This window comes from Desulfobacterales bacterium (assembly GCA_028704555.1).
Classification (GTDB): domain Bacteria; phylum Desulfobacterota; class Desulfobacteria; order Desulfobacterales; family JAQWFD01; genus JAQWFD01.
On sequence record JAQWFD010000030.1, the window covers coordinates 23,181 to 46,487 of the forward strand.

The window sequence follows — 23,307 nt, forward strand, 5'->3', positions numbered from 1 at the left end:
GCCCCCAGCATATCTACACGGATATATGTTTTAATTTTTTCTTTAATTCATTCAAAAAATTCAATGCCTCAAGCGGTGTGATATTCAGCACATCCAGTTTCTGAATGGATTCAATAACCATATATTCAGGCTTCTGAAACAAATCAAGCTGAACCTGCTTTTTCCCGGGCGTCCTTTTTTTCTCTTCTGAAAGCACGTTTCCTGAAAAATCCTGTTTTTCGGCTTCGATCGACGCCAAAACGGCCTTGGCACAAGATACAACTTCTGCCGGAATACCGGCAAGCAGTGCGACCTGTATGCCATAACTTCGGGTTGTACCACCTTTCACCAGTTTTCTCAAAAAAATGATGTCATCATTTCGCTCTTTGACAGCGATATTATAATTAACAACCCGGGGTTTGAGCTGTTCCAGAGTCGTCAATTCATGATAATGGGTGGCAAACAGCGTTTTTACGCCGGTTCCGTTCAGGTCATGAAGATACTCGACCACGGCCCACGCAATGCTCAGCCCATCGTATGTACTGGTGCCACGTCCGATCTCGTCCATGATGACCAGACTTTTGTCTGTCGCATTATTCAGGATATTGGCGGTCTCCTGCATCTCCACCATGAAGGTGCTCTGCCCCTGAGACAGATTATCCAGAGCGCCGACACGGGTAAAAATCCGGTCGGTAATCGCCACGGACGCGCTGCGGGCAGGAACATACGACCCCATTTGAGCCATCAGAACCAGAAGCGCCACCTGACGCAATACCGTAGATTTACCCGCCATATTCGGCCCGGTAATAATCAGAATCTGATTTTCGCTGTTATCGATCCGGATGGAATTGGGAACAAAGCGTTCAGCGGCAATCATTTTCTCGATCACGGGATGACGGCCATCCTCAATGGAAATCACCCCATCCGTATTGATTTGCGGCCGGCAATAGTCATTTTCATCTGCAATCTCAGCCAGATTCAACAGACAGTCGAGCCGGGCGATAAAGCGGGCAACATTCTGGATTTTTCTGTTTTGCTCAACAACTTTTCTTCTGACCTCATCAAACAGACGATGCTCCAGCGCGATGCGTCTTTCTTCCGCACCGAGCACTTTCTGTTCATAGTCTTTAAGGGTATCGGTGATATAGCGTTCAGCGTTGACCAGGGTCTGCTTCCGGATATAATGGGCCGGGACGGATGCGGAATGAGCCTTCGGAACTTCCAGATAATATCCGAACACCTTATTATACCGGACTTTAAGTGAATTGATTCCCGTCGCCTGTTTTTCGTCGGCCTCCAGTTTTGCCAGCCACCCTTTTCCGTCCCGGCTGATTCGGATTAACGTATCCAGTGCTTCGTTATACCCCTGTTTGATGATGCCGCCTTCGGTCAGGACCGGCGGGGCCTCCTCACGGATTGACCGGTCAATCAGCGCTCTGAGTTCATCAAGGCTGTCGATGGTTTCATCACATTTATAACTGCTCGAGTCAAACGCCTCCAGAGAAGAAAAAATACCGGGCAGCATTTCAAGGGAATGTTTCAACGCGACAAGGTCTCTGGCGTTGCATTGACTCATGGCGATCCTGCTGCCGAGGCGTTCAAGGTCATAAACGGATTTCAGATCTTCCCGAAGGCCATGTCGGATCTCTACGCTGTTTTTTGCCTCTCCAATGGCATCCTGCCGGACTCTGATTTTTTCCGGATCCATGAGCGGGTATCGGACCCATGTTTTCAGCAGCCTGCCGCCCATGGCAGTCAAGGTCCGGTCAATGACGTTGATCAGTGTCCCCTGCCTTCCGCCGGTCCGGATATTTTTCAGAAGTTCAAGATTCTGGCAACTCAGCTCATCGATCAGCAGGTAATTGGACAACGAGTACGTCTCAATCCTGCTGAAATGCTCTATTTTCTGCCGTTGGGTTTCCAGAACGTAATACAACAGCGCTCCGGCAGCCCTGACGCCCGCCTTTAAGTGTTCGCAGCCAAAGCCCTCGAGTGAAAGGGTATTGAACAGCTCGATCAATCGTTGCCGGCCGGAATTGAAATCAAATACGTTGGCGTCCAGGAAATTGACGGGGATATCCATCAGTGAATGCAGAAGTGGAGCCACCTGAGAGGCATGTTGAAATGATTCGGGCAAAAGGATCTCGCTGGGACAGATGCGAAGCGCTTCATCCACGACCGTCTGCAGTTCGGTAGTTTCGGTCACCCGGAACGTTCCGGTGGATATGTCAAGGCAGGATAACCCGATTACCTGATTTTCCAGAGCGACGGCCAGAATATAATTATTCGTTTTTTCATCCAGCAACTCATTTTCCAGAATCATGCCCGGAGTTATAACCCTGACGACTTCACGCTGCACCAGCCCTGTGGCAGTTGCCGGATCTTCTGTCTGCTCGCATATGGCCACCCGGAATCCCTGCTCAACCAGTCGCGCGATATATCCTTTGGCTGCCCGGACCGGAACCCCACACATCGGAACAGATTTCTGGTCATGTTTATTTCTGGAAGTCAACGTGATTTCCAGCGCTCGGGAGGCTACATGGGCATCCTCGAAAAACATTTCATAAAAATCCCCCATCCGGTAAAACAGCAATGCATCGGCATGCTGTTCTTTAATGGACAGATACTGTTTTATCATGGGGGTAACTTTAGAAGGACTCATAGACCCAAAACATTAATGAATTTAAAAAATTTGGAACCGGACTGACCTGTTTCAGTCAAAGATGCGTATCAGCCTTTATCTGCGGCTCACTCACCCTTTACACCGGATCTCACAGTTAAAAAAAGGGCTACTTGATATAGCCCCTTTTATCAAATTTGCAATAATACACAAAACCGGAAACAAATACCAGCGTCAGCTGGACTCGGCAAAAATCAAGTGCACATACACGGGATTTCAGAGTCTCGAAAGCTCATTTACCTTGCTCGTCTTCAAAACGTATCAAATCGCGCATACTTATTGTTGCATGTACGCTTTGATACAACGCAGAAGACAGATAAAAAGTCAAACAAGACGTTACAATTTAAACCGCATCAGCTTACCGTTGTTTCAACCACCTCGGGCTGGTGAATAACGGTTTGCCCTTTTGAGGCCTTCAATTCGTTTTTAAGTTCGGAGATCACCTCCACATGGGAATCGACAACGGAATTCAGATTTTTTATATTTTTTCTGGTTTTAAACCGATACATCAGATTCATGAAAAATGACACCAGAAAGCCAATTATCAAGCAGCCAAGAAAAAGAATTCCGATCGGACACGGGGGGGTTTGATACTTATCAAAATATAGATTTAAGTCAAATCCTTGTTTTTGCATAAAAAAGCTGAAATTCTGATAAATAAACAACGCAACAAATGCTACGACAATTATCCCGAGAGCAATTTTGATTTTTTTCATTGTTGTCTCCTCTAGTTTAAACCGTTAAATCCAGGTTATCAAAATATGGTTTTAAATTCATGCAGGTCACCGTTAAATGCTCCGGTATGACTCGTACATCCGCAAGAACGGCCAATGCATTCGTGTCGCCAAACCATCTCGGAACAATGTGGAAATGAAGATGATCTTCCACACCAGCGCCCGCAGCCTTGCCCATATTTAATCCCACATTGAATCCTTCAGGGCTCATGACGTTCTTCAGTATTCCAATGGACTTATCGATGGTCTGCATCAAATTCGTCATCTCCAGGGTGTTGAGCTGATCCAGTCCTGAAACATGTCTGACGGGTGCAACCAGCAGATGCCCATTAGTATAGGGAAATTTATTCATAACCACCAGGGTGGTCTTTCCCCTGAAAAGAGTCAATTCGCCGGGATCCGACCATGCACTGCAAAATATGCATTTGGATTGTTTTTCACCTAGTATATACTCAATCCGCCATGGAGCCCACATGCTCTTCATGATCATTCCCCGTTTTGCAACAATATCAACATCTACAGGATAAGTCCAAAAAATCTATGGATTGAATTACTTACACTTTAATCATCGAAAACTCAACCATTTTTTCCGGATGTCGGGACAAGTTCGATATCGCCCCACATCCCGATTTGATCGTCTTTTATGATGACGATGCCCTGAATATGAGAAAGCCGTTTGCCGAATTCGATGGCGTGATGGATATCCTGTCCGGATCTTACATGATTTCCGATTGCCGTGGCAGCGGCATCCGCAAAATGACATTTTCCGGCCACAACGCAGACAGCATCGGCATTTCCCAGGCTCAAGGAGTGGCCAACCGTTCCCGAAGATGTACACACGGAGACCGGACCGAGATCGGACCGGACCCGTATACCCAATCGCAGGTTAAAGGAAGAGCGGCCCGCATATATTCCGGTTACAGCAGGCAATCGGGTTTTCATAAACACATCGCCCCCATTTTCAACGACCACTTCCCGTGAATACGCGAGCAGCTCAGTTCCGACATATTGCGAAATAACTCCGGCAACTGATGCCATCGGACCGACACCGGCATTTTGGCCGGCTTCAGCCATATCCCGGACAATTTCCGGCGCCGGCCCCTGAATGACCCACGGAGAAAGACTCGTTGCAAAACCCGGATGCAACCGGATATAGGCTTCAATGTGCCCCCTGTATTTCAGCACGAGCTTTTTTGCCGTCTCTTCCAGATGGCTTTCCGCCTGGACCTGCAGGTCTGTTTCCTTGACGAGCACTTTAAAGCAAACCCTGCTGTCGCTTTGGATAATATTTCTATAAATCCTTGGTTGATACATAATGCAACGCGCCTGACATGTGGCGCCCCGGTCACACGGTAACGGATTATCGGTAAAGTTGCCGCCGCTGATGAGAAAATTCCACAGGCAACCGCTCACGCCCCTGACAGTTTTGCCGTCAAATGCGCCGGGCATTGGCTTAGAAAATACCGGTCGGTCATTCCGGATATGAAATCCCGGACGATTTCTTCCTTCCGGTGCTGTTGGATATAGTCTTCGGCCATATTTTCCAGATAGTGGGAAAAAATGACCGAAGACCGGTTGCCATTGACAATATCCGTCAAACACGTTTCAAAAAGGCTTTCGAAAAGGGTTTTAATAACCTTGAGATGTTTCTTCATCCCGGGATACAGATATATCCGCTCCAGATTAAAAGCCTTCAGTCGTTTCAGCGCTTCGGATATCTCACCACTGAAGGTGATATAATCCTTATCATAACTGTGGCGAATCACATCGGTCACCAGATTATACACGATGGTTCCATTCGTGTTGCCGAGAACCTTGACGACTTCTTCCGGCATATCGGTCCGGCGGATCACACCCAGGCGTATGGCATCTTCAATATCCCGTCCGATATAGCTGATCGTATCGGCCATTCGGACGACACACCCCTCCAGTGTCATGGGAATCAGGTCGATATCCGATTCATTTTTCTTTCGGACGATATCAGCGTCAAGGGTTTCAAACCGCTTTCCCCTTACGGGTGCAAGCGCCTGATTATGAATCTCACCATCATGGCATAAGATACCGTCTATCGTCTGAAGACACAGATTCCAGCCCTTACCTTTACGCTCCACTTTGTCGAGAAACTGAACGCTCTGCACATTGTGATGGAAAAATCCGATCCCGTGAGACTGACACAGCTTCGACAGGATTCGTTCCCCGTCATGGCCGAAAGGGGCATGCCCGATATCATGTCCTAATGCAATTGCCTCGACAAGATCTTCATTCAGCCGGAGATATCTTCCAATGGTCCGGGCAATTTTAGACACCAGCTGCACATGAAGCACCCGGTGCGTGAGGTGATCATTTTTTATCAGATAAAACACCTGGGTTTTATCGATATAGCGAATATAGGCAAGCGAATGCAGTATCCGATCCACATCCAGAGAAAACGATTGTCGATAATCGGTCTCGAAACCGGCTTCATACGTCCGCCGAACCGCTTCCGTGCTCAGTGTGCCCTGAAGGGACAGCATTTTCCCCTCGCGTTGATTCAACACCGCTGTCAGATGATTCAGCGAGATAGACGACCTGTTGCCATAATCATTCATAGGCTGTCAGAATCAATCCCCCATTGGAAGCTGGTCATATAACCTGGACAGACAGGCATCCAATGCCGCGGAAAACCCGCTGCCTTTTTTCCCGGCTTTCATCGGCCTGCCGCTGTCACAGGCTTTGGTCAATTCGGGATCAAAGGGAAGCGTTCCCAGAAAAGCGATCCCCATTTGCTTTGCGATGGTCTCGCCCCCCCCGCTCTTGAATACGTCCACAGATTTTCCACAGCACGGGCAGAAAAACGGTCCCATATTTTCTATGATTCCGAGCATATCAAGATCAATTTTTCTGCAGAAATTAATGGATTTTCTCACATCGGCCAGGGCAACCTGCTGCGGTGTCGTCACGATGATCGCTTTGGCGTCCTTCACCGCCTGAGCGACCGTAAGGGGTTCATCTCCGGTTCCCGGAGGCGAATCGATAACAAGGATATCCAGATCCCCCCATTGGACATCGGCAATGAACTGCCGAATAACACCCATTTTTACAGGCCCCCTCCAAATCAGGGGCTGATCCTTATTTTCAAGCAGATAGTCGATGGATACCACTTTAAGATGGTCATCGCAGATTTCAGGTATGATGCGGCTGCCGCCGGAAGAGGTGATCTTCCTGCCTGCCCCCATGATGGTGCCGATACTCGGGCCGTGAAGATCCACATCCATGAGACCGACCCTGAGCCCCTTCCGGGCAAAAGCAACAGCTAAATTTGCCGAAATGCTGCTTTTACCGACCCCGCCCTTGCCGCTCATCACCAGCAGTTTATATTTAATCCTTGAAAGTGACTGTTCAATCTGTTTGCCTTCAAGCGCTTTTTTATGTTGTGCTTCGGTTTGTGATGCGCAGGTGCTGCTCCCACACGACGAATTACAATGACTCTCTTTTGACATAATTCCACAATCTCCTTGCAAAACGCTTCTTTAAAGTCCAAAAAGCTCCCGAAAAATCTCCTTACTTCGAATTGTATGACTCCCGGGCCAGTATATTCGCTGACAACAGCTGCAGATACCAAAGCGGTGCTGAGTTTCCCAAATATAATCCGGCACCCGGCCAAACACGAACTGTTTGTCGACGGATTCAACCGGCACGTTGCAGCGACTACATCGGGCAAAGGGTTTGATATCTTCCGAAGTAAGATCAAGCGCCCGAACGACCTGCCGGAGCTGCTCAAGGGGTTTGTCTGCCCGGATGAAAATGATCGTTTGAGATGGGTCAATGCGTTGAACCCGGGCGGATCGTGTCAGACAGATTCGCCCCTGTTTCATCAACAATGCAAACTGTTCCGGTAAAACATCCTGCTCATAAACCGTATCAAACCCCAATATCCGGAGCCACTTTGAAAGCTTCCCCAGAGATTTTTTCACCGCAAAGCACAGGTTTCCGCCATTATCCATTCTATCTTCACTACCTTCTACCCCCTATTTTCCGGGGGTGTCAATACAAACACCGATGGAGAAATGAAGATATTCGTCCAGTATTTTTCAACTTTCAATTCCAGGGAACTGCCATCCTTGCCATGCAGCATCAACCAGACAGGAACCAGGAACCCGTCCATTTGGCTGATATTGCGAAACTCGGCACGATATACGAGATCCCCGGATGAATCAAACCGTTCAATTTTCTCTACGGATCTGCGGCTGTCATCCAGATATATTTTTTCCACAATCTGCCCCCGGCGCCTGACGAGTTCAAGAACATAGCCGGTTCGATCCGTATCGTAAAACAGGAAGGCTGTCTGATGCTCGCAGACCGGAATCCGCCCCCCGATCAACGCAATAATATCCGGGGTCTCGACAGGGATGTCTATCAGTTGTTTCAGGCTTGACCGGGTCGTTTCTTTTTTCAGAAACCGATGCTGTGCATAAGAGAGCATATAAAACCACTTACCGTCACTGGACACAGTGAACATCGGCTGCCCGGTCACTGACAGCACGTCCATGCGAATTTTTTCTTCCACTGACGCGGCCCATGCCATTCGCGCAGATTCTGATCCACGGCGGTTGATTAATCTGACCTTGCCGATACCTTTAAAGGTCTTTAAATCGATATTTTTCTGTTGCAGATTGAATAAAACAGACATGGCTTGATCCGATGGCAATGCCCCGGGAGCAGGCATACGGACCGGTGTTCCTTGCATCAAGCTGCCGCATGCCGACAAAATGATCAGTCCGGCGCACGCGACTATTGATCGAACACATTTCATATTTGCTATAAGTCCTCCCCGGTTAAGCTGCGGATCTTGCTGTTGATACCCGAGGCATCCGTTTTGGCTTTTTCCATGGACCGCCGATAAAAATCCAGCGCTTTTTTCTTATTACCAAATTCCCGGTACACATCTCCCAGATGTTCGAGAATCGTGGGATCCTCGGGTACCAGGCTTACCGCTTTTTCCAGATGTTGCAATGCCTCTTTGAACAGACCTTTTTTGAAATAAACCCACCCCAGACTGTCAAGAATATAGCCGTCATCGGGTTTATATTTCAGCGCTTCCCGGATGAGACGTTCGGCCTCGTCAAGATTTGTGCCCATTTCGGCAAAGGTATATCCCAGATAATTCAATGCATTGGGATGCTCAGGATCAAGCTGGATCACGCGCCTCATTTCCCTGATGGACGATTCTTTATCCCCAAGCCGGTCATAGACCACACCCGATCGGAAATGAAGTTCCGCATTGTCCGGAGTTAAGACCAGCGCCTGTTGATAGACTTCACGTGCTTCTGAAAACGCCCCGGCTTCCTCATACAATGAACCTAAATAGATACCGACTTCAGGCATTTCCGGGTGCTGTTCAATAACGCCTTTTAAAAAGGCGATGGCCTCCGTCAGCTGACCTTGATCCTGATACAAAAATGCCGTCTGAATGACCGCATTCGTATAAAACATCGAATCCGGACTGACCTTTGTCAAATGGTCAACCGCCCGATCAAAATCCTTGAGACGTTCATGCGCAATGCCCTTCAGATAATGGATTTCCGAGCTGTTCGGAGCCCCCTTCAGCATTCCCTCCAGAATAATGACCGCCTCTGAATTCTTATTCTGATCCAGATAGTTTTGAATAACGGTCTGAATCACGACTTTATCCGTCAGGCTCTTCTGCCCCAATTGAAGCAGATACTTATCGGAGTCCTGAAGCCGGCCGTCTTTAAAATAAATATACCCAAGCGCCATAAGCGCTTGAATATTCTCCGGATCTTTGATCAGCAGTTCCTGATATTGCCGGATAACACTGTCTTCCTTTCCGATTTTCTCGTACAACCGGATCAGGTCAAAATGAGGTTCCTGGAGATCCGGGGCCAGCTGCAGTGTTTTTTTATATTCCTGTTCGGCTTTTTCAATCTGCCCCTTCTCTGCATATATCCTTCCCAGATAATAATGGCCGACATAGGATTGTGGAAACTGCCCGATCAGCTGACTGTACAGGGTAAAGGCCTGATCCGGACGGTCTGATTCCAGATAGATATCCCCGAGAAGCAGATAGATATCATTCTGTTTCGGATCCAGGGATAAAATTTTTTCATAATTTTTTTCGGCCGTTTCCACGTCTCCAAGACTTTGCCGGAGGTTTCCGGATAATATCAGCGTGTCAATATCTTCCGGATGGCGGCTGAGGATCTGATCGATCATCTTCATTGCATTGGCGGAATCTTTCTGCTCAATATATACCAATGCCAGCTCCCGTTTCAGAACGACGGATTCAGGATCTTTTTCGACAGCTTTTTTAAGGGACATCAGGGCATTATCTAAATCACGCGTTTTGAGTTGTAATTGGGACATGATAAAATCATAATATGGCCTGTCCGATTCATAAGCGGGCAATGCCGTCTTACGTACCGGTGAATACTGAGATTTATTCGCCGTGCAACTGGTGATTTGAAGCGAAATCAACATCATGGTCATCAACATGATGAGCGTTTTCATAAAATTCGTCATTTAACTTTCCTGTATTATGGCCTGTATGGTGCCGGAACGTTCAGCAGGCTTGTCATTTAATCTGAGCTGCCTTCATTGATGTACGCTTCAAAATCCGGCAGTTCTTTCTTGAAATAATCTCTCATTTTTTTGGTAATATTTTTTTCAACCTGACGGACCCGCTCTCTTGAAACGTTATATCGATCACCGATTTCCTGCAATGTCAATGGATTATCCGAAAATACTCTCTGCTGGAATATTTCAAGCTCCCTGGGTTTTAACTGCTTTTTGAATTCACTGATTTTTTCATGTAAAATATTTTCCATTTCCTTTTTTGCCAGCTGCGCTTCCGCGGATACAGAGTCGGTACTGATAAATTCAATACGTTCGGTATCAGAATCGTTTTTCAGAGGCGCATCCAGAGAAAGATCCCAACCGTCAAGACGCTGATCCATATCCACGATTTCCCGTTCCGATACCCCCAGTCGTTCTGAAAGAAGTTTGGGCTTGGGATCAAACCCCTGTTCAATCAATTTCTGCTTTTCCTTGCGCAGCTTAAAAAACAGCTTCCGCTGCCCCTGAGTGGTTCCTATCTTAACCAACCGCCAGTTATCCATTATAAATTTGAGTATATATGCTTTGATCCAGAATGAAGCATAATATGAAAATTTGACGTTTTTACACGGATCAAATTTTTTTACCGCCTGCATCAGGCCGATGTTGCCCTCCTGAATCAAGTCCAGCAGATTCTGCATCCAGATTCTTTGAAACTCCAAAGCAATCTTGACGACAAGCCTCAGATTAGAGGTGATCAGAATATAGGCGGCATCCTGATCGTTGTGCTCCTGCACCCGGGTTCCCAAATCCTTTTCCTCTTCTCTGGTCAAAAGGTTATATCTGCTGATTTCCATCAGATAGCGCTGAAGCGGATCAAATTTTACCAGCGATTTTTCTGAAGAAGCCGTTTCATTATTTTTCCCCGCAGCCGAAGATTTTGATGAAACGGTGGCGCTATCTTTTTTTACGGACCGATTTTGAGTTGTTTTCTGCGTTTTATCCATATAAAATTATACATCGTGTTTTATTTTAGAGGTTGTATTTATTTGTGACCCGGTAACGTGCCCACATTATTTTTTTATCCCAAAATAATATGGACATGTTATTTATCATATGATATACGACAACTTTATCTGTTGCGCCTGTAGCTCAGCTGGATAGAGCAACGGACTTCTAATCCGTAGGCCGCAGGTTCGAATCCTGCCAGGCGCGCCATCAGGGAATGAGTCAAACATGTCTTTTCCCCCCTCCCCCCTCTTTTTTTTCTATACCCAGAAATTTTTTCATCATACAGCCTTCTGTGCGTTGCGTTTCTCTGATTTTAAAACGAGCCGTCTTTTAAAAAACGCATTGATATGTCCGTATGTAAATATGTCCGTATGTATATTGGTAAATACGATAAACCGGTTGAATCACTGCGGCATCCGTGTAATTGAATCCAAAATCCTGATATAAAATGGGTATAATACCATCTCAAGTTCCTAACTGCAAACAGTGAATGTATATTCCTGTTGAAACTGCTCATAACCCATTGAGATACCGGGTGGGTAGCAACCCGCGTCGTACTTCTGAAAAGCAACACCGCAATGGCATCCGGCTTACGCACCAAAGCCGACAGAAATTTTATTTTTTTCGCCTTGCATGAAACCTGTTCTGGATGCTGTCTGACTGAATCAGGGAAGGCTTTACCCCAATGAACCCTGAAAACGATACCCTTGTGTTGATTCAAAAAATACGTAAAACCAGGATCTCCGAGATTCGGTGAGGTCAGTTATAAAAAGAGATGTATAACTGAGACAGGTAATGATTCCGATAATTTCAGGGTATGCTGACGGCAGGCAATTCAAAAAAGACAATCACTGGCTCAAATGCCATCTGCCTTTCCGGGAAGGTGCTTTCAAAGAAATTTCAAGCTGATTCAGAAAACGATCTCTCGGGATTTCCCTGGCTCCGAACCTCAGCAGATGGTCTGTGGTTACCTGGCAATCGATCATCTCAAAGGACAATGCTTGAAGATGCTCGGCCAGCTTTACGAATGCGACCTTGGAAGCATTGCTGATACAGGAAAACATGGATTCGCCGAAAAAACATTTGCCGAGAGACACGCCGTACAATCCCCCCACCAGCTTTTGTTCATACCAGGTTTCAACCGAATGAGCAAAGCCGGCCTCATGAAGTTTGACGTAAGCCTCAATCATGTCATCGGTAATCCAGGTTCCTTCATGCTTCATTAACCGCACTCGAGCACAGGATCTCATCACCTGCTCAAACACATTATCCATCGTAACATGAAACCGATTTTGTCTGATGATTTTTTTCAGACTTCCTGAAACCTTCAATTCCTCAGGAAACAGTACCAGACGCGGATCCGGTGACCACCAGAGGATGGGCTCTCCATCGCTGTACCATGGAAAAATACCGAAACGATATGCCATCAGCAGGCGCTCCGGAGTCAAATCCCCTCCAACGGCCAGCAGACCGTTTTCTGAGGCTAACCTGGGGGATGGGAATACAAGATCATCTGACAGAAGATAAACCGACATCGTCATAAATTTCTGAAAATTCCGGACACCTGAGCGCACGGCTCCTGACGGACGGATGCCACAGGTCACTTTCGAAAATAAACCCGATATGAAACACACCGCGGACACCGTCTGCCATTGCGTTGAAGGTACTGGCGTTGGATAGCGTTCATCCGGTGCAAGCCGAATTGATGAATGGACACTATCAAAATTTCACGTAAGCGCGGCTGCCCGTACAAGTCCAATGTATTTGTTTCAAATCAGCATTTAAAAGCCGCCCCGGCCAGACTATTTGTAGCTGAACGTGAGTACCTGATCCTTGATATCGACAAATATGGAGCCGCCTTTTTCCAGACGGCCAAACAAAATCTCATCAGAGAGCTTATCCTTAATTTCTGTCTGCATTAAACGGGACAAAGGTCTGGCTCCGTAACGCGGATCATAGCCACCTTTCCCCAGCCAGGTTCTTGCTCCGGCCGACAGATCAATCACGATATGCCTGTCCCTTAGCTGGCGGTTCAGTTCCCCCATGAATTTATCCACCACCCGTTCCATAATTTCGACAGTCAGTGGCCTGAAGGTAATAATGGCATCGAGCCGGTTTCTGAATTCCGGACTGAAAATTTTTTCAATCGCCTTCTTCCCTTTTGACGCCATATCGTTTTTAATATCACCGAATCCGATGGTTTGACTGTTCATCTCCCTTGCCCCGGCATTAGATGACATCATGACGATTACATTCCTGAAATCAGCCTTTTTACCATTATTGTCTGTCAGGGTAGCATAATCCAGAACCTGAAGCAGAATACTGAACAAATCAGGATGCGCCTTTTCAATTTCATCCAGAAGCAGTACGCTGTAGGGATGTTTGCGAATATCATCGGTCAGCAGTCCTTCCTGATCAAAACCGATATATCCCGGAGGGGCTCCGATCAATCGCGACACCGCATGTTTTTCCATATATTCGCTCATGTCATAGCGCAGGAAATGAATCCCCAACATGCTTGCCAGTTGCCGGGCCACCTCGGTTTTTCCGACACCTGTCGGGCCGGTAAACAAAAACGACCCCACCGGTTTACCCGGTGTTGAAAGGCCTGCCCGGGACCGCTTGATTGAACGGACCAGAGAGCTGATAGCTTCATCCTGACCGAATACCACCTGTTTCAACCGATCTTCAAGGGTTTCCAGTTGATACTTATCTGAAACGGATACACTGCGCGTCGGAATTCTGGAGATCTTGGCCACGATTTTTTCGATATCCAGCACATGGATTTTTTTTCTACGGGAAGTACCGTTAAGTTTTATAAACGCACCGGCTTCATCGATCACGTCAATTGCCTTATCCGGAAGGTAGCGGTCATTTATATATTTGGCGGATAACTCCGCCGCGGCTTTCAACGCCCGATCCGTATACTCGATGCCGTGATGGGTTTCATAACAGGCTTTCAGCCCTTTAAGAATCAGAAAGGTTTCCTCGACTGAAGGCTCCAGAATTTCAATTTTTTCAAACCGTCGGGCCAAAGCCCTGTCTTTTTCAACATACTGCTGATATTCCTCATAGGTAGTAGATCCGATACAGCGGATGTCCCCGGATGTTAAAGCCGGTTTTAAAATATTTGAGGCATCCAGGCTTCCACCGCTTGTCGCACCGGCTCCAACGATGGTATGAATTTCATCTATGAACAATATGGCATTTTTCTGCTGCGTTAATTCCGTCAGAAGGCTCTTCAACCGCTGCTCAAAATCACCTCTGAATTTTGTTCCCGCCAGGAGCCCCCCAAGATCAAGAGAATAAAGCCGGACATCCTTCAGCATATCCGGCACTTTCCCCTGATGAATCCTTAACGCAAGGCCCTCGGCCATCGCGGTTTTTCCTACTCCCGGATCGCCAACAAACGCCGGATTGTTTTTCCGGCGGCGGCATAGCACCTGAATCGTACGCTCCAGTTCATGCTCCCGGCCGATCAACGGGTCCACTTTTCCTTCAGCCGCCTTTTTTACCAGATCAACCGTAAAAAGCTCCAGGGGATCTGAAGATTTTTGGGCTTCTTTTTTCTCTGTATACGTGGATACATCCCTGCGCCTGACCGGGCTGCCAGGCAAACTGTGGGAAATGAAATTTAAAACGTCCAGCCGGCTAATCCCTTCGGCTTTGAGAAAGTATTCCGCATGGGAATCTTTCTCCTGAAAAATGGACGCCAGAATATCACCAATCTCCACTTCCGACTTTTCAGCCGAACGGGCATGATTCACCGCTCTTTGAATTACTCGCTGAAAAGCCAGCGTCTGCTGAAGCACATATTCGCCTTCCTCGCCAACCCGATCCATATGTTCGCCGAAAAAGGTTTCAAGCGCTTTTTTCAGACTTTCAATACTTCCTCCGCAGCTTTCAATAATTTCCATACCCTCGTCAAACTGCAGCACTGCGAAAAGCATGTGTTCAACGCAGACATATTCATGGCGTCGTTTTTTTGCCTCCCGAACCGCAACACCAAGGGCAGCATTAAGTTCTTTACTGATCATATGTTATATTTTCTCCATTGAGCATTTTAGAGGAAACCCCCTGTCCCTGGCCAGGGCATGTACGGTATCCATTCTTGTCTCAGCAATCTCAAACGGATATGCACCACACACGCCAATACCCTGCTGGTGAACATGAAGCATGACTCGTACTGCCTCCTCCGCGGATTTATAAAATACAATTCTGAGAATATCGACGACAAATTCCATGGTTGTATAGTCATCATTATGAAGAAGGACCCTGTACAGCGAGGGCTCGTGTTGTATCTGCTGGGTCGATGAGGATATGTCTTCCTCACCGAAAGGTTTTTCCGCACTCATAATTATATTCTCCGGCTCCATGGACAGCGTTATGCTGATATACTGAATTTTATGCCCCATTATAATCATCATTCGATACGATTGTAAAGGTACTAAACGTAACAATCAAATTTGACATCATACCGGAATGCACCGATTTACTTCAACAATCATATCAAAAGATGGGCTCGATCATAACTTCAGTCATAAGTCCGAAGTGCGGCCGCAGAATCCCGCCCGTTCCCGGCGGACGACATTGCGAGATCCGGAAAAAAGATGCCGGGGCCGTGAAGCGTTAAAAAACGCAAACGGTTTGAGGCGTGCCGAGTTTTTGCGCTTTAGCTTCATGGGCCCGGCATACCCCCGGATCACACTGAAAAGCCTGGAACGGGCGGGACTAAGGCCGCGACAACGTGGCCGAAGATATGATATATCCCCATTTTGTTCAAACGGAATGCAATCGCAATATCGGCATGAAATAAAACCCCATTCAGAGGCATGGGATAATGTTAACCGGTGGAGCAGAAGGGTCGTCAAGTGATGGAACGCTCAGGACTATAGTGATAAGCAGGATATGTTTTCAAATTTAAAAAAACCAGAAATTTTAGCCGCACGGCATCGGGCATTTTAAAAATCAAAATCCGAGCGTGCCCCCCCGGAGGAACAAACCCGGCATTCCAAAGGGGCTAAAACGCGCACGAAGAAAATAAACGTTTATGGATGGACACGAATTCCACGCAAGAACCAACTCTTTCGCATTATGCAGGTATACATTTCGTTTTGAATTCAAAACCGCATGAAACGATATAAAAACCGATACGAATTGGAGAGAGACAGAAATCAACTTGTTTTTTTCTGAAATATTATTTGGGCAGGGGCTCGAAAATACGAAAAATTCTGAAGGAAGAAAAAATACAGGCCCAATATGTTTTTATTCCATTGCACATAGACGCACAGAATCCGAACAGGACTCAACTTCTACAAACCGTATCAACTGCAACATCGGTTGGATAACATTCCGAGATCTGATCACTTTTTTCATCAGACGTCAAACCACTTCCTGCTTCAGCTCAACTTCAACCGCAGATACCACTCAACTGTCACTTCAACTTCAGCTCAACTTCAACCGCAGATATCACTCAACTGTCACTTCAACTTCAGCCACAGATATCACTCAACTGACAAAGAGGCCTGATTTCAACACGAACTGCATTGAAAAACAAAATTTCGGAATCAATCAATAGAACAAAATCTCATTTTTACAGGAGCTGACGAATCCTATCCGAATCCCGAGCGTCTAGTGCATGGTTATGTATGGGAAAACTGTGTACTCAGCTTATATAGACAAGCCGACTCACTTCCCAACAGCCAACATATAATTGTCAAACAGCATACTGCAGCGCTAACAAGAACCTGTATTATTGATAATTAGTTAATACAAATGTCATGCCAGACTTTAATAAAAATTTATTTTTTTAATTATTTTATATATTATCAGAGCGTTATTGAACAATGTTCCAGGCGGGCTAAAGAGACAGTCCAGAGGTATGTGTGTAACCTGTTACACTATTGTAACAAGCCAATTGTGTAACATAGTTACATGATCAGGCAAAGCGTATCAAGTTTTTTTAAGATTCCGATAGAGGGTTTGTCTGCTGATTCCAAGCAGACGGGCTGCTTTGGCCTTGTTTCCATCCGTCTGCTCAAGCGTATTGAGAATATTCTGATAATTTTGTTCGCCCCGGTTCTTAACGTCGCTCTGTTTTCTGCGGGAATATTCACGAATTTCAACGGGAATATGCTCGGTCATAATGGTATCCGCATTGCAGATGACGAACGCATGTTCAATGGCATGTTCCAGCTCTCTGACATTGCCGGGCCATGGATAATTCATGAAAACATCCATAACCTCACTGGACACCCGTTTCACCGGTTTATGAAAATTTTTTCTAAACTTATTAAAAAAATGTCTCACGAGAAGCGGAACATCTTCAAATTTTTCTCGAAGCGGCGGCACAATGATTTCGACCACTTTCAACCGATAATAGAGATCCTCTCTGAATCTACCAAGCCTGACCTCATTTTTCAGCTGCCGGTTAGTGGCCGCGATAACCCGGACATCAACATAAACCGGTGTTGAATCTCCCACACATTCAAATTCTTTATCCTGAAGCACTCTCAGGAGTTTTACCTGGAGCATCGGCGAAATTTCGCCGATCTCGTCCAGAAATACAGTCCCTGTGTGAGCAGCCTGAAACCGTCCTATTTTATTTGATATTGCACCTGTAAAAGCACCTTTTACATGCCCGAACAACTCACTTTCAAGAAGATTTTCAGCCAGAGCCGAACAGTTGACGGTTATAAACGGTTTGGAGGCACGCGGCCCATTATAGTGAATGGCCTTGGCAATCAATCCCTTGCCGGTTCCGCTTTCCCCGCTGATCAGGACGGTGGTCTCCGTGTCGGACAAATTTTCAACAAGCCTGAACAGGTCCTGCATTTTTTTGCTTTTACCGATAATATTCCGGAATTCGTGCCGTTCATTCAGCTCACGCTCCAGATCTGTCAATCGGGTTACATCCCTGATTACCAGAACGGCTCCCATGGACCGATTGCTTCGATCGACCAGTGGCGATGAGCATACGATCAGGGTCTGATGATGGGATTCGCTGCATTGGCACTCGATTCGAAATTCCTGTATCGTTTTTTGTCTCTCAAGGGTGTCATCCAGCAATTTACCGCACAAAGCAAAAAATGGATGAGAAATATCATCGTATAATTTACCGATGATGTCTCCGGAATGAATCCCGAAGACAGTCTCAACCGACTGATTGGATTCGGTAATATGCCGGGTATTGTCTACCGTGATGATAGCGGACTTCATACTGCGGAAAATTGCCTCCAGCTGATGACGATACCGATCCTTATCCGCTTCGATCTGCTCGTTTTCATCCAGAAGGGCCTTATGCCCCAGAGCGATTCTGGCAACCCGCAACAGCGTATCTTTCAAGACGGGTTTAGACAAATAGTCAAACGCTCCCAGTCGGACCGAATCGGCCGCCGAATCAACATTGGGCTGTCCTGTTATCATGATGACAGGACATTTGAGCTGTTTTTCTTTCACAGCCTTTAGAAGATCAATGCCGCTGTAGTCTCCCAGCAGGATATCAGCAAAAATCAAATCCGGTCTTACCGTTACAATCTTATCTATAGCCGTTCCATAGTCAGGAGCACTGAACACCTCATACCCTTCCCTCGACAGAAAGGTTTTAAACGTATACCGTATACTCTCTTCGTCATCAACGATCAGAATTTTCGTGCTCATATATCTGATGTGCTCCTGTTTAATTCTCCAGCGGCAATTCAATGACAGCCTTCGTATAACTGCCTTCTTTTGATTCAAACCAGAGTTTACCACCGAGGTCTTTGATGAGCAAATGACTGATTGACAACCCCAATCCGGTAGCCTGGCCTCTGGGTTTGGTCGAAAAGAAAGGGGCCTGTATTTTATTGATAATATCGGAAGGAATCCCGATACCATGATCGGTGATTATGATCTGCACTTTTCTGTCATTGGATTCTCCCCTGACGCTGGCGGTAATATCGATCACTTTATCAGGATTCGAATCTGCATATTTCTTATTCAGGGCATATCTTGCATTGCTTATAATATTTAAAACCACTTGTTGAAGTTGATGAGGATTTGCGCCAACGGCCGGAAAATCATCCGGGATATCGATATTGATCCGGATATTATCTTTTTTCATCAACGCACGGCTCAGGCTCAGTGTATCTGACAGAACGGATTTGATTTGAACCGGAATTTTCTCTTTATTCTGATCGCCAACAAATGTCTGAAGCTGCCTGACGATAACCGCAATACGATTACCTTCGTGCATAATTCGTTTCGGAATTTCTGCATCACGCGCCTCCTCGCCGTACTGATCCATCAATATCTGGGCATAATTAATGATTCCGGTAACAGGATTGTTGATTTCATGCGCAATTGCCCCGGTCAGTTCCCCGAGAGAGGCCAGCTGTGCATTTCTCATGGCCTCGGACTGACAGGCCTTCATATCCGTAATGTCCCGGCAGATTTTGATCACTTTCTGCGGTCTACCGTCAGGATAACAGCAGGCCACCATGGCCGTACACCACAGATCCAGTGCATGACCGTCACTCGTGACAAACTGCACCTCCATATCGTGGCTATTTCCATCCAGAAAGCACTCTTTCAGGATACATTCCCGATAACATATCCCCGTATTGAAAAACACATTACGGTATGTATTACCGATTAAATCAGCCCCGAATATCTTGCGTGCCGCATCATTGACCCATTCGATCCTGAGTCGATCATTGACAATGACCACCGGGTCGGTAAGTATGGTGACAATTTTAGAAAGCATCTCATCGTCAGCTTCAAGACACGTTGAAGGGATGAATGGTTTCTCCTGTACGGGACGTTTTGATGCAATTATCTGACAGCACTTATTACACTGTTTCATCAGCTTACCTTTTGGCAGGTCGCAGATTTCGGCCCTGGTTCTAACGCAGGCCGTGCCTGCAACCCAATTTACATGGAATTGCCGTTACAAAAAACTCTTTAATTTTCTACCGCCCGCCCGCTTCGCTCGAGGCACAGAGCGCGCAGCGGCCAAAACCACCGTTTCTAAGCTCTGCGTTCTCCGCGTTTCGAGCGAAGCGGGAAAGCGGGAATCTAAAGGCCGACCGATGATCGTGATTTTAAAATCATTTGCGGATCGACAGCTAAAGCGGCGCTTGGGATTCGCAGAACAATAAGTTCGCAACGTTAAGTGATTGAGGCACTTATGAGGTGAAGATATCGTTACGCAAGTCCCTACATTCCACAACATTTTTTATATTTTTTCCCGCTGCCACACGGACAGGGATCGTTTCTCCCCACTTTAATATCATTCCGTTTGACGGGTTTTTTCTTTACACTTTCATCGCCGCGGGAAAATATGAGCGGCTGTTTTTCAGGTTGCCTTAATTCGGGGATATCTTCCGACCGGGCAAGTTGAATTCTAAACAGAATGCCGAGGGTTTCCTCCTTGATTCTGGAAATCATGTCCTGAAACAACTCAAAGCCCTCTTTTTTGTAAACAATTAATGGATTCTGCTGCCCATACCCCCTGAGGCCGATACCTTCTTTTAAATGATCCATACTCAGGAGATGGTCCTTCCACAAGCTATCCACCGTCTGCAGCATCACCATACGCTCCAACTGCCTGAAATCTGATTCTCCTATCAGTGATTCTTTTTCATTATAAATCGATATGGCTGAATCATAAATCAGCTGGGCAAGGCCGTCCCGGATTAAACCGTCCAGGATATCGTCATTCAGGTTCAGCCGAAAACTGAATTGTTTGAATACCGCGTCCTGAAGTCCCTTTAAATCCCATTCTTCCGGCAAAAGTTTATCGTCGGCAAACCCGCCGGCAATTTCTTCGGCTTTTTCTTCGATCATTTCCAGGATGGATTCTTTAAGATTTTCCCCGCTCAAGGCTTCCCGACGCTGTTTGTAAATGACTTCCCGCTGCTGGTTCATGACATCATCATATTCGATCAGCTGTTTTCGAATATCAAAGTTGTGACCTTCCACTTTCGATTGCGCATTTTCGATCGCCCGGCTGATAAGACCGTGCTCGATGGGTTCGCCCTCCTGCATCCCGAGCTTTTCCATAATACCGGTAATCCGTTCGCCCCCGAAGATTCGAAGCAGATCGTCCTCCAGGGAAAGGTAAAACCGTGAGGAGCCCGGATCTCCCTGTCTGCCCGACCGGCCACGCAGCTGGTTATCGATTCTTCTGCTTTCATGACGACTCGTTCCGATGATGTGCAGGCCGCCAAGTTCGGTAACCCCTTCCCCAAGGACGATATCAGTTCCACGACCGGCCATGTTGGTTGAAATGGTCACCGCCCCTTTCTGCCCGGCCATGGAAATAATTTCGGCCTCTTTCTCGTGGTTTTTTGCGTTTAAAACCGTATGCTTAACGCCTCTTTTTTTGAGCTTTTGACTGAAGTCTTCTGAAACATCGATCGACACGGTGCCCACCAGAACCGGCTGGCCTTTTTTATTCAGTTCAATAATTTCTTCCAGAACCGCGTTGTATTTTTCTCTTGCGGTTTTATATATCACGTCCGGATAATCGGTTCTGATCATGGGCTTATTGGTTGGGATTACGGCAACATCCAGATCATAGATTTTTTTAAACTCTACCGCCTCAGTGTCTGCTGTTCCGGTCATACCGGAAAGTTTTTTATACATTCTGAAATAGTTCTGAAACGTAACCGTAGCGAGTGTCTGATTTTCATTTTCGATTTTTACATTTTCCTTGGCTTCAAGCGCCTGGTGCAATCCTTCACTGTACCGACGACCCGGCATCAGGCGGCCGGTAAATTCATCGACGATGATGACCTCGCCATTTTTCACAATGTAGTCCACATCCCGCTTGAACAGCGCATGGGCCTTGAGCCCCTGATTGATATGATGCAACAGTTCAATATACTTGGAATCATAGATATTATCCACCTGGAGGATATGCTCGGCCCTGGAAACACCGTCTTCGGTCAACACGACGGCCCGGGCCTTTTCATCAACAGTATAATCCCGGTCCAGCACCAGCCGGGGGATAATACTGTTGACCTGATAATACAGGTTTGTGGATTTTTCAGCCGGTCCGGATATAATCAGAGGGGTTCTGGCCTCATCGATCAGAATACTGTCAACCTCATCGACAATGGCGAAATTGAGCAGCGGCTGAACCAGAGAGTCCTTGTTAAACTTCATATTGTCTCTTAAGTAATCAAATCCGAACTCGTTATTTGTACCGTATGTAATATCAGCGCTGTAAGCAGCTTTTCGCTGCGGATCATCCAGACCATGAACGATGTTTCCAACCGAAAGCCCCAGGAAATTATATATCTGCCCCATCCACTGAGTGTCCCGAACGGCCAGATAATCATTGACGGTAATAACATGCACCCCGTCCCCGGTAATTGCGTTCAAATAGGCCGGAAGGGTAGCCACGAGCGTTTTACCCTCACCGGTTTTCATTTCCGCAATTCTGCCTTTATGAAGGACCATTCCGCCGATCAGCTGAACGTCAAAGTGGCGCATGTTGAGCACTCGCGCGGAAGCCTCTCTGGCAGTTGCAAATGCTTCAGGCAGTAACGAATCCAACGATTCACCCCGGCCATGACGCTCTTTGAACAAAACCGTCTGCGCCTTGAGCTGATCATTGCTCATCGACTGAATTTTCGGTTCCAGTGAATTAATCTGATCCACAATGGGTCGCAGCCTGTTTAATTCACGTTCGTTTTTACTGCCAAACAATCTGGTTAAAAATCTGGTTACCATATATGAACGATTCCTCCGAAATATTTCATCAATCTGATCAGTCAGCGGCTGTCGATCAGCTGGCTTAATTCAAGTAAAATACGCAATAAAATCATTAACGCGCCTGGTCGAATTCAAAATTCGTAACTCGCTAAAATTATCATAAAATTCCACAAGGCAAAATTATAATACATCATATAAAAATAGCCAATAAATTTTGTTATTATAAACGGATCGCCGAAAATATGGATGAAAAAACAGAGGGGCGAAAGGAAGGAAGTTTATCAGCAACAGAGGCCAGCGGCCGTCAGGATCGCCAGACGTGCCATATGCCATGTTAACGATCAATTATAAATATATCTGGAAGGATTGATCGGGACACCATTCAGCCGGACTTCATAATGAACATGGGGGCCGGTGCTTCGCCCCGTACTCCCCACCTCGGCAATAATATCACCACGCTTTACCTTATCACCCCGCTTCTTGAAAATTTTGGAATTATGCCCATAGCGGGTCACCAGTCCATGGCCATGGTCAATCACGACCAGTTTGCCGAGCAAACCCTTGGTACCTGAAAAGGTAACCACGCCATCTGCCGTTGCAACAACCGGAGTACCTTTGGGTGCGGCGAAATCAATCCCTTTGTGCAGCTCT

The 23,307-nt window shown here is 46.5% G+C and carries 17 protein-coding genes and 1 tRNA gene; 1 reads left to right on the top strand and 17 read right to left on the bottom strand.

All coding sequences use genetic code 11. The annotated features are described in order from the left end of the window. Nucleotides 1–13 precede the first annotated feature (13 nt). From mutS to PHQ97_11550, 10 genes are all read right to left on the bottom strand, one after another. Nucleotides 14–2,641 (bottom strand): DNA mismatch repair protein MutS, encoded by a 2,628-nt coding sequence (gene mutS, locus PHQ97_11505; protein ID MDD4393358.1) that lies wholly within the window; start codon nucleotides 2,639–2,641, stop codon nucleotides 14–16. A 371-nt stretch (nucleotides 2,642–3,012) separates the two neighbouring features. Beyond that, entirely contained in the window at nucleotides 3,013–3,375 is a 363-nt protein-coding gene (locus PHQ97_11510; protein MDD4393359.1) for a hypothetical protein, read from the bottom strand. A 16-nt stretch (nucleotides 3,376–3,391) separates the two neighbouring features. Beyond that, entirely contained in the window at nucleotides 3,392–3,877 is a 486-nt protein-coding gene (locus tag PHQ97_11515) for an HIT domain-containing protein (protein MDD4393360.1), read from the bottom strand. A 92-nt stretch (nucleotides 3,878–3,969) separates the two neighbouring features. Beyond that, nucleotides 3,970–4,707 carry a UPF0280 family protein gene (locus tag PHQ97_11520; GenBank protein MDD4393361.1) on the bottom strand — a complete coding sequence of 246 codons (738 nt, stop codon included), beginning with the start codon at nucleotides 4,705–4,707 and terminating at the stop codon, nucleotides 3,970–3,972. 95 nt (nucleotides 4,708–4,802) lie between these two features. Then, entirely contained in the window at nucleotides 4,803–5,981 is a 1,179-nt protein-coding gene (locus tag PHQ97_11525; protein ID MDD4393362.1) for an HD domain-containing protein, read from the bottom strand. Nucleotides 5,982–5,993: 12 nt separating this feature from the next. Continuing rightward, nucleotides 5,994–6,872 (bottom strand): Mrp/NBP35 family ATP-binding protein, encoded by an 879-nt coding sequence (locus tag PHQ97_11530; GenBank protein ID MDD4393363.1) that lies wholly within the window; start codon nucleotides 6,870–6,872, stop codon nucleotides 5,994–5,996. A 30-nt stretch (nucleotides 6,873–6,902) separates the two neighbouring features. Further along, nucleotides 6,903–7,376, bottom strand: a complete 474-nt coding sequence (locus tag PHQ97_11535; GenBank protein ID MDD4393364.1) for a Mut7-C RNAse domain-containing protein — start codon at nucleotides 7,374–7,376, stop codon at nucleotides 6,903–6,905. A gap of 17 nt (nucleotides 7,377–7,393) precedes the next feature. Continuing rightward, complete coding sequence (locus tag PHQ97_11540) at nucleotides 7,394–8,185, bottom strand: hypothetical protein (protein MDD4393365.1); 792 nt, start codon at nucleotides 8,183–8,185, stop codon at nucleotides 7,394–7,396. Nucleotides 8,186–8,190: 5 nt separating this feature from the next. Further along, entirely contained in the window at nucleotides 8,191–9,912 is a 1,722-nt protein-coding gene (locus PHQ97_11545) for a tetratricopeptide repeat protein (protein MDD4393366.1), read from the bottom strand. A gap of 56 nt (nucleotides 9,913–9,968) precedes the next feature. After that, nucleotides 9,969–10,952 (bottom strand): RNA polymerase factor sigma-32, encoded by a 984-nt coding sequence (locus PHQ97_11550; GenBank protein ID MDD4393367.1) that lies wholly within the window; start codon nucleotides 10,950–10,952, stop codon nucleotides 9,969–9,971. A gap of 134 nt (nucleotides 10,953–11,086) precedes the next feature. Here PHQ97_11550 and PHQ97_11555 point away from each other — a divergent pair. After that, a tRNA-Arg gene (locus PHQ97_11555) sits at nucleotides 11,087–11,163 on the top strand. Between the two features lie 641 nt (nucleotides 11,164–11,804). Here the strand turns inward: PHQ97_11555 and aat are convergent. The 7 genes from aat to PHQ97_11590 all read right to left on the bottom strand — a co-directional run. Beyond that, nucleotides 11,805–12,491, bottom strand: coding sequence for a leucyl/phenylalanyl-tRNA--protein transferase (gene aat / locus PHQ97_11560; protein MDD4393368.1), 687 nt, complete (start codon nucleotides 12,489–12,491; stop codon nucleotides 11,805–11,807). A gap of 267 nt (nucleotides 12,492–12,758) precedes the next feature. After that, entirely contained in the window at nucleotides 12,759–14,993 is a 2,235-nt protein-coding gene (gene clpA / locus PHQ97_11565) for an ATP-dependent Clp protease ATP-binding subunit ClpA (GenBank protein ID MDD4393369.1), read from the bottom strand. A 3-nt stretch (nucleotides 14,994–14,996) separates the two neighbouring features. Further along, on the bottom strand, nucleotides 14,997–15,311 hold the full coding sequence (locus tag PHQ97_11570) for an ATP-dependent Clp protease adaptor ClpS (protein ID MDD4393370.1): 315 nt from the start codon (nucleotides 15,309–15,311) through the stop codon (nucleotides 14,997–14,999). A gap of 1,597 nt (nucleotides 15,312–16,908) precedes the next feature. Next, nucleotides 16,909–18,615 carry a sigma 54-interacting transcriptional regulator gene (locus tag PHQ97_11575; protein ID MDD4393371.1) on the bottom strand — a complete coding sequence of 569 codons (1,707 nt, stop codon included), beginning with the start codon at nucleotides 18,613–18,615 and terminating at the stop codon, nucleotides 16,909–16,911. 19 nt (nucleotides 18,616–18,634) lie between these two features. Next, the gene (locus PHQ97_11580) at nucleotides 18,635–19,699 is read right to left on the bottom strand and encodes an ATP-binding protein (GenBank protein MDD4393372.1); all 1,065 of its coding nucleotides are present in this window, start codon (nucleotides 19,697–19,699) and stop codon (nucleotides 18,635–18,637) included. A 452-nt stretch (nucleotides 19,700–20,151) separates the two neighbouring features. Further along, a complete protein-coding gene (secA, locus tag PHQ97_11585) occupies nucleotides 20,152–22,674 on the bottom strand; it encodes a preprotein translocase subunit SecA (protein MDD4393373.1) in 2,523 nt (840 codons plus the stop codon). A gap of 323 nt (nucleotides 22,675–22,997) precedes the next feature. After that, nucleotides 22,998–23,307 (bottom strand): M23 family metallopeptidase (locus tag PHQ97_11590; GenBank protein MDD4393374.1); only part of this gene is annotated, 310 nt, incomplete at its 5' end.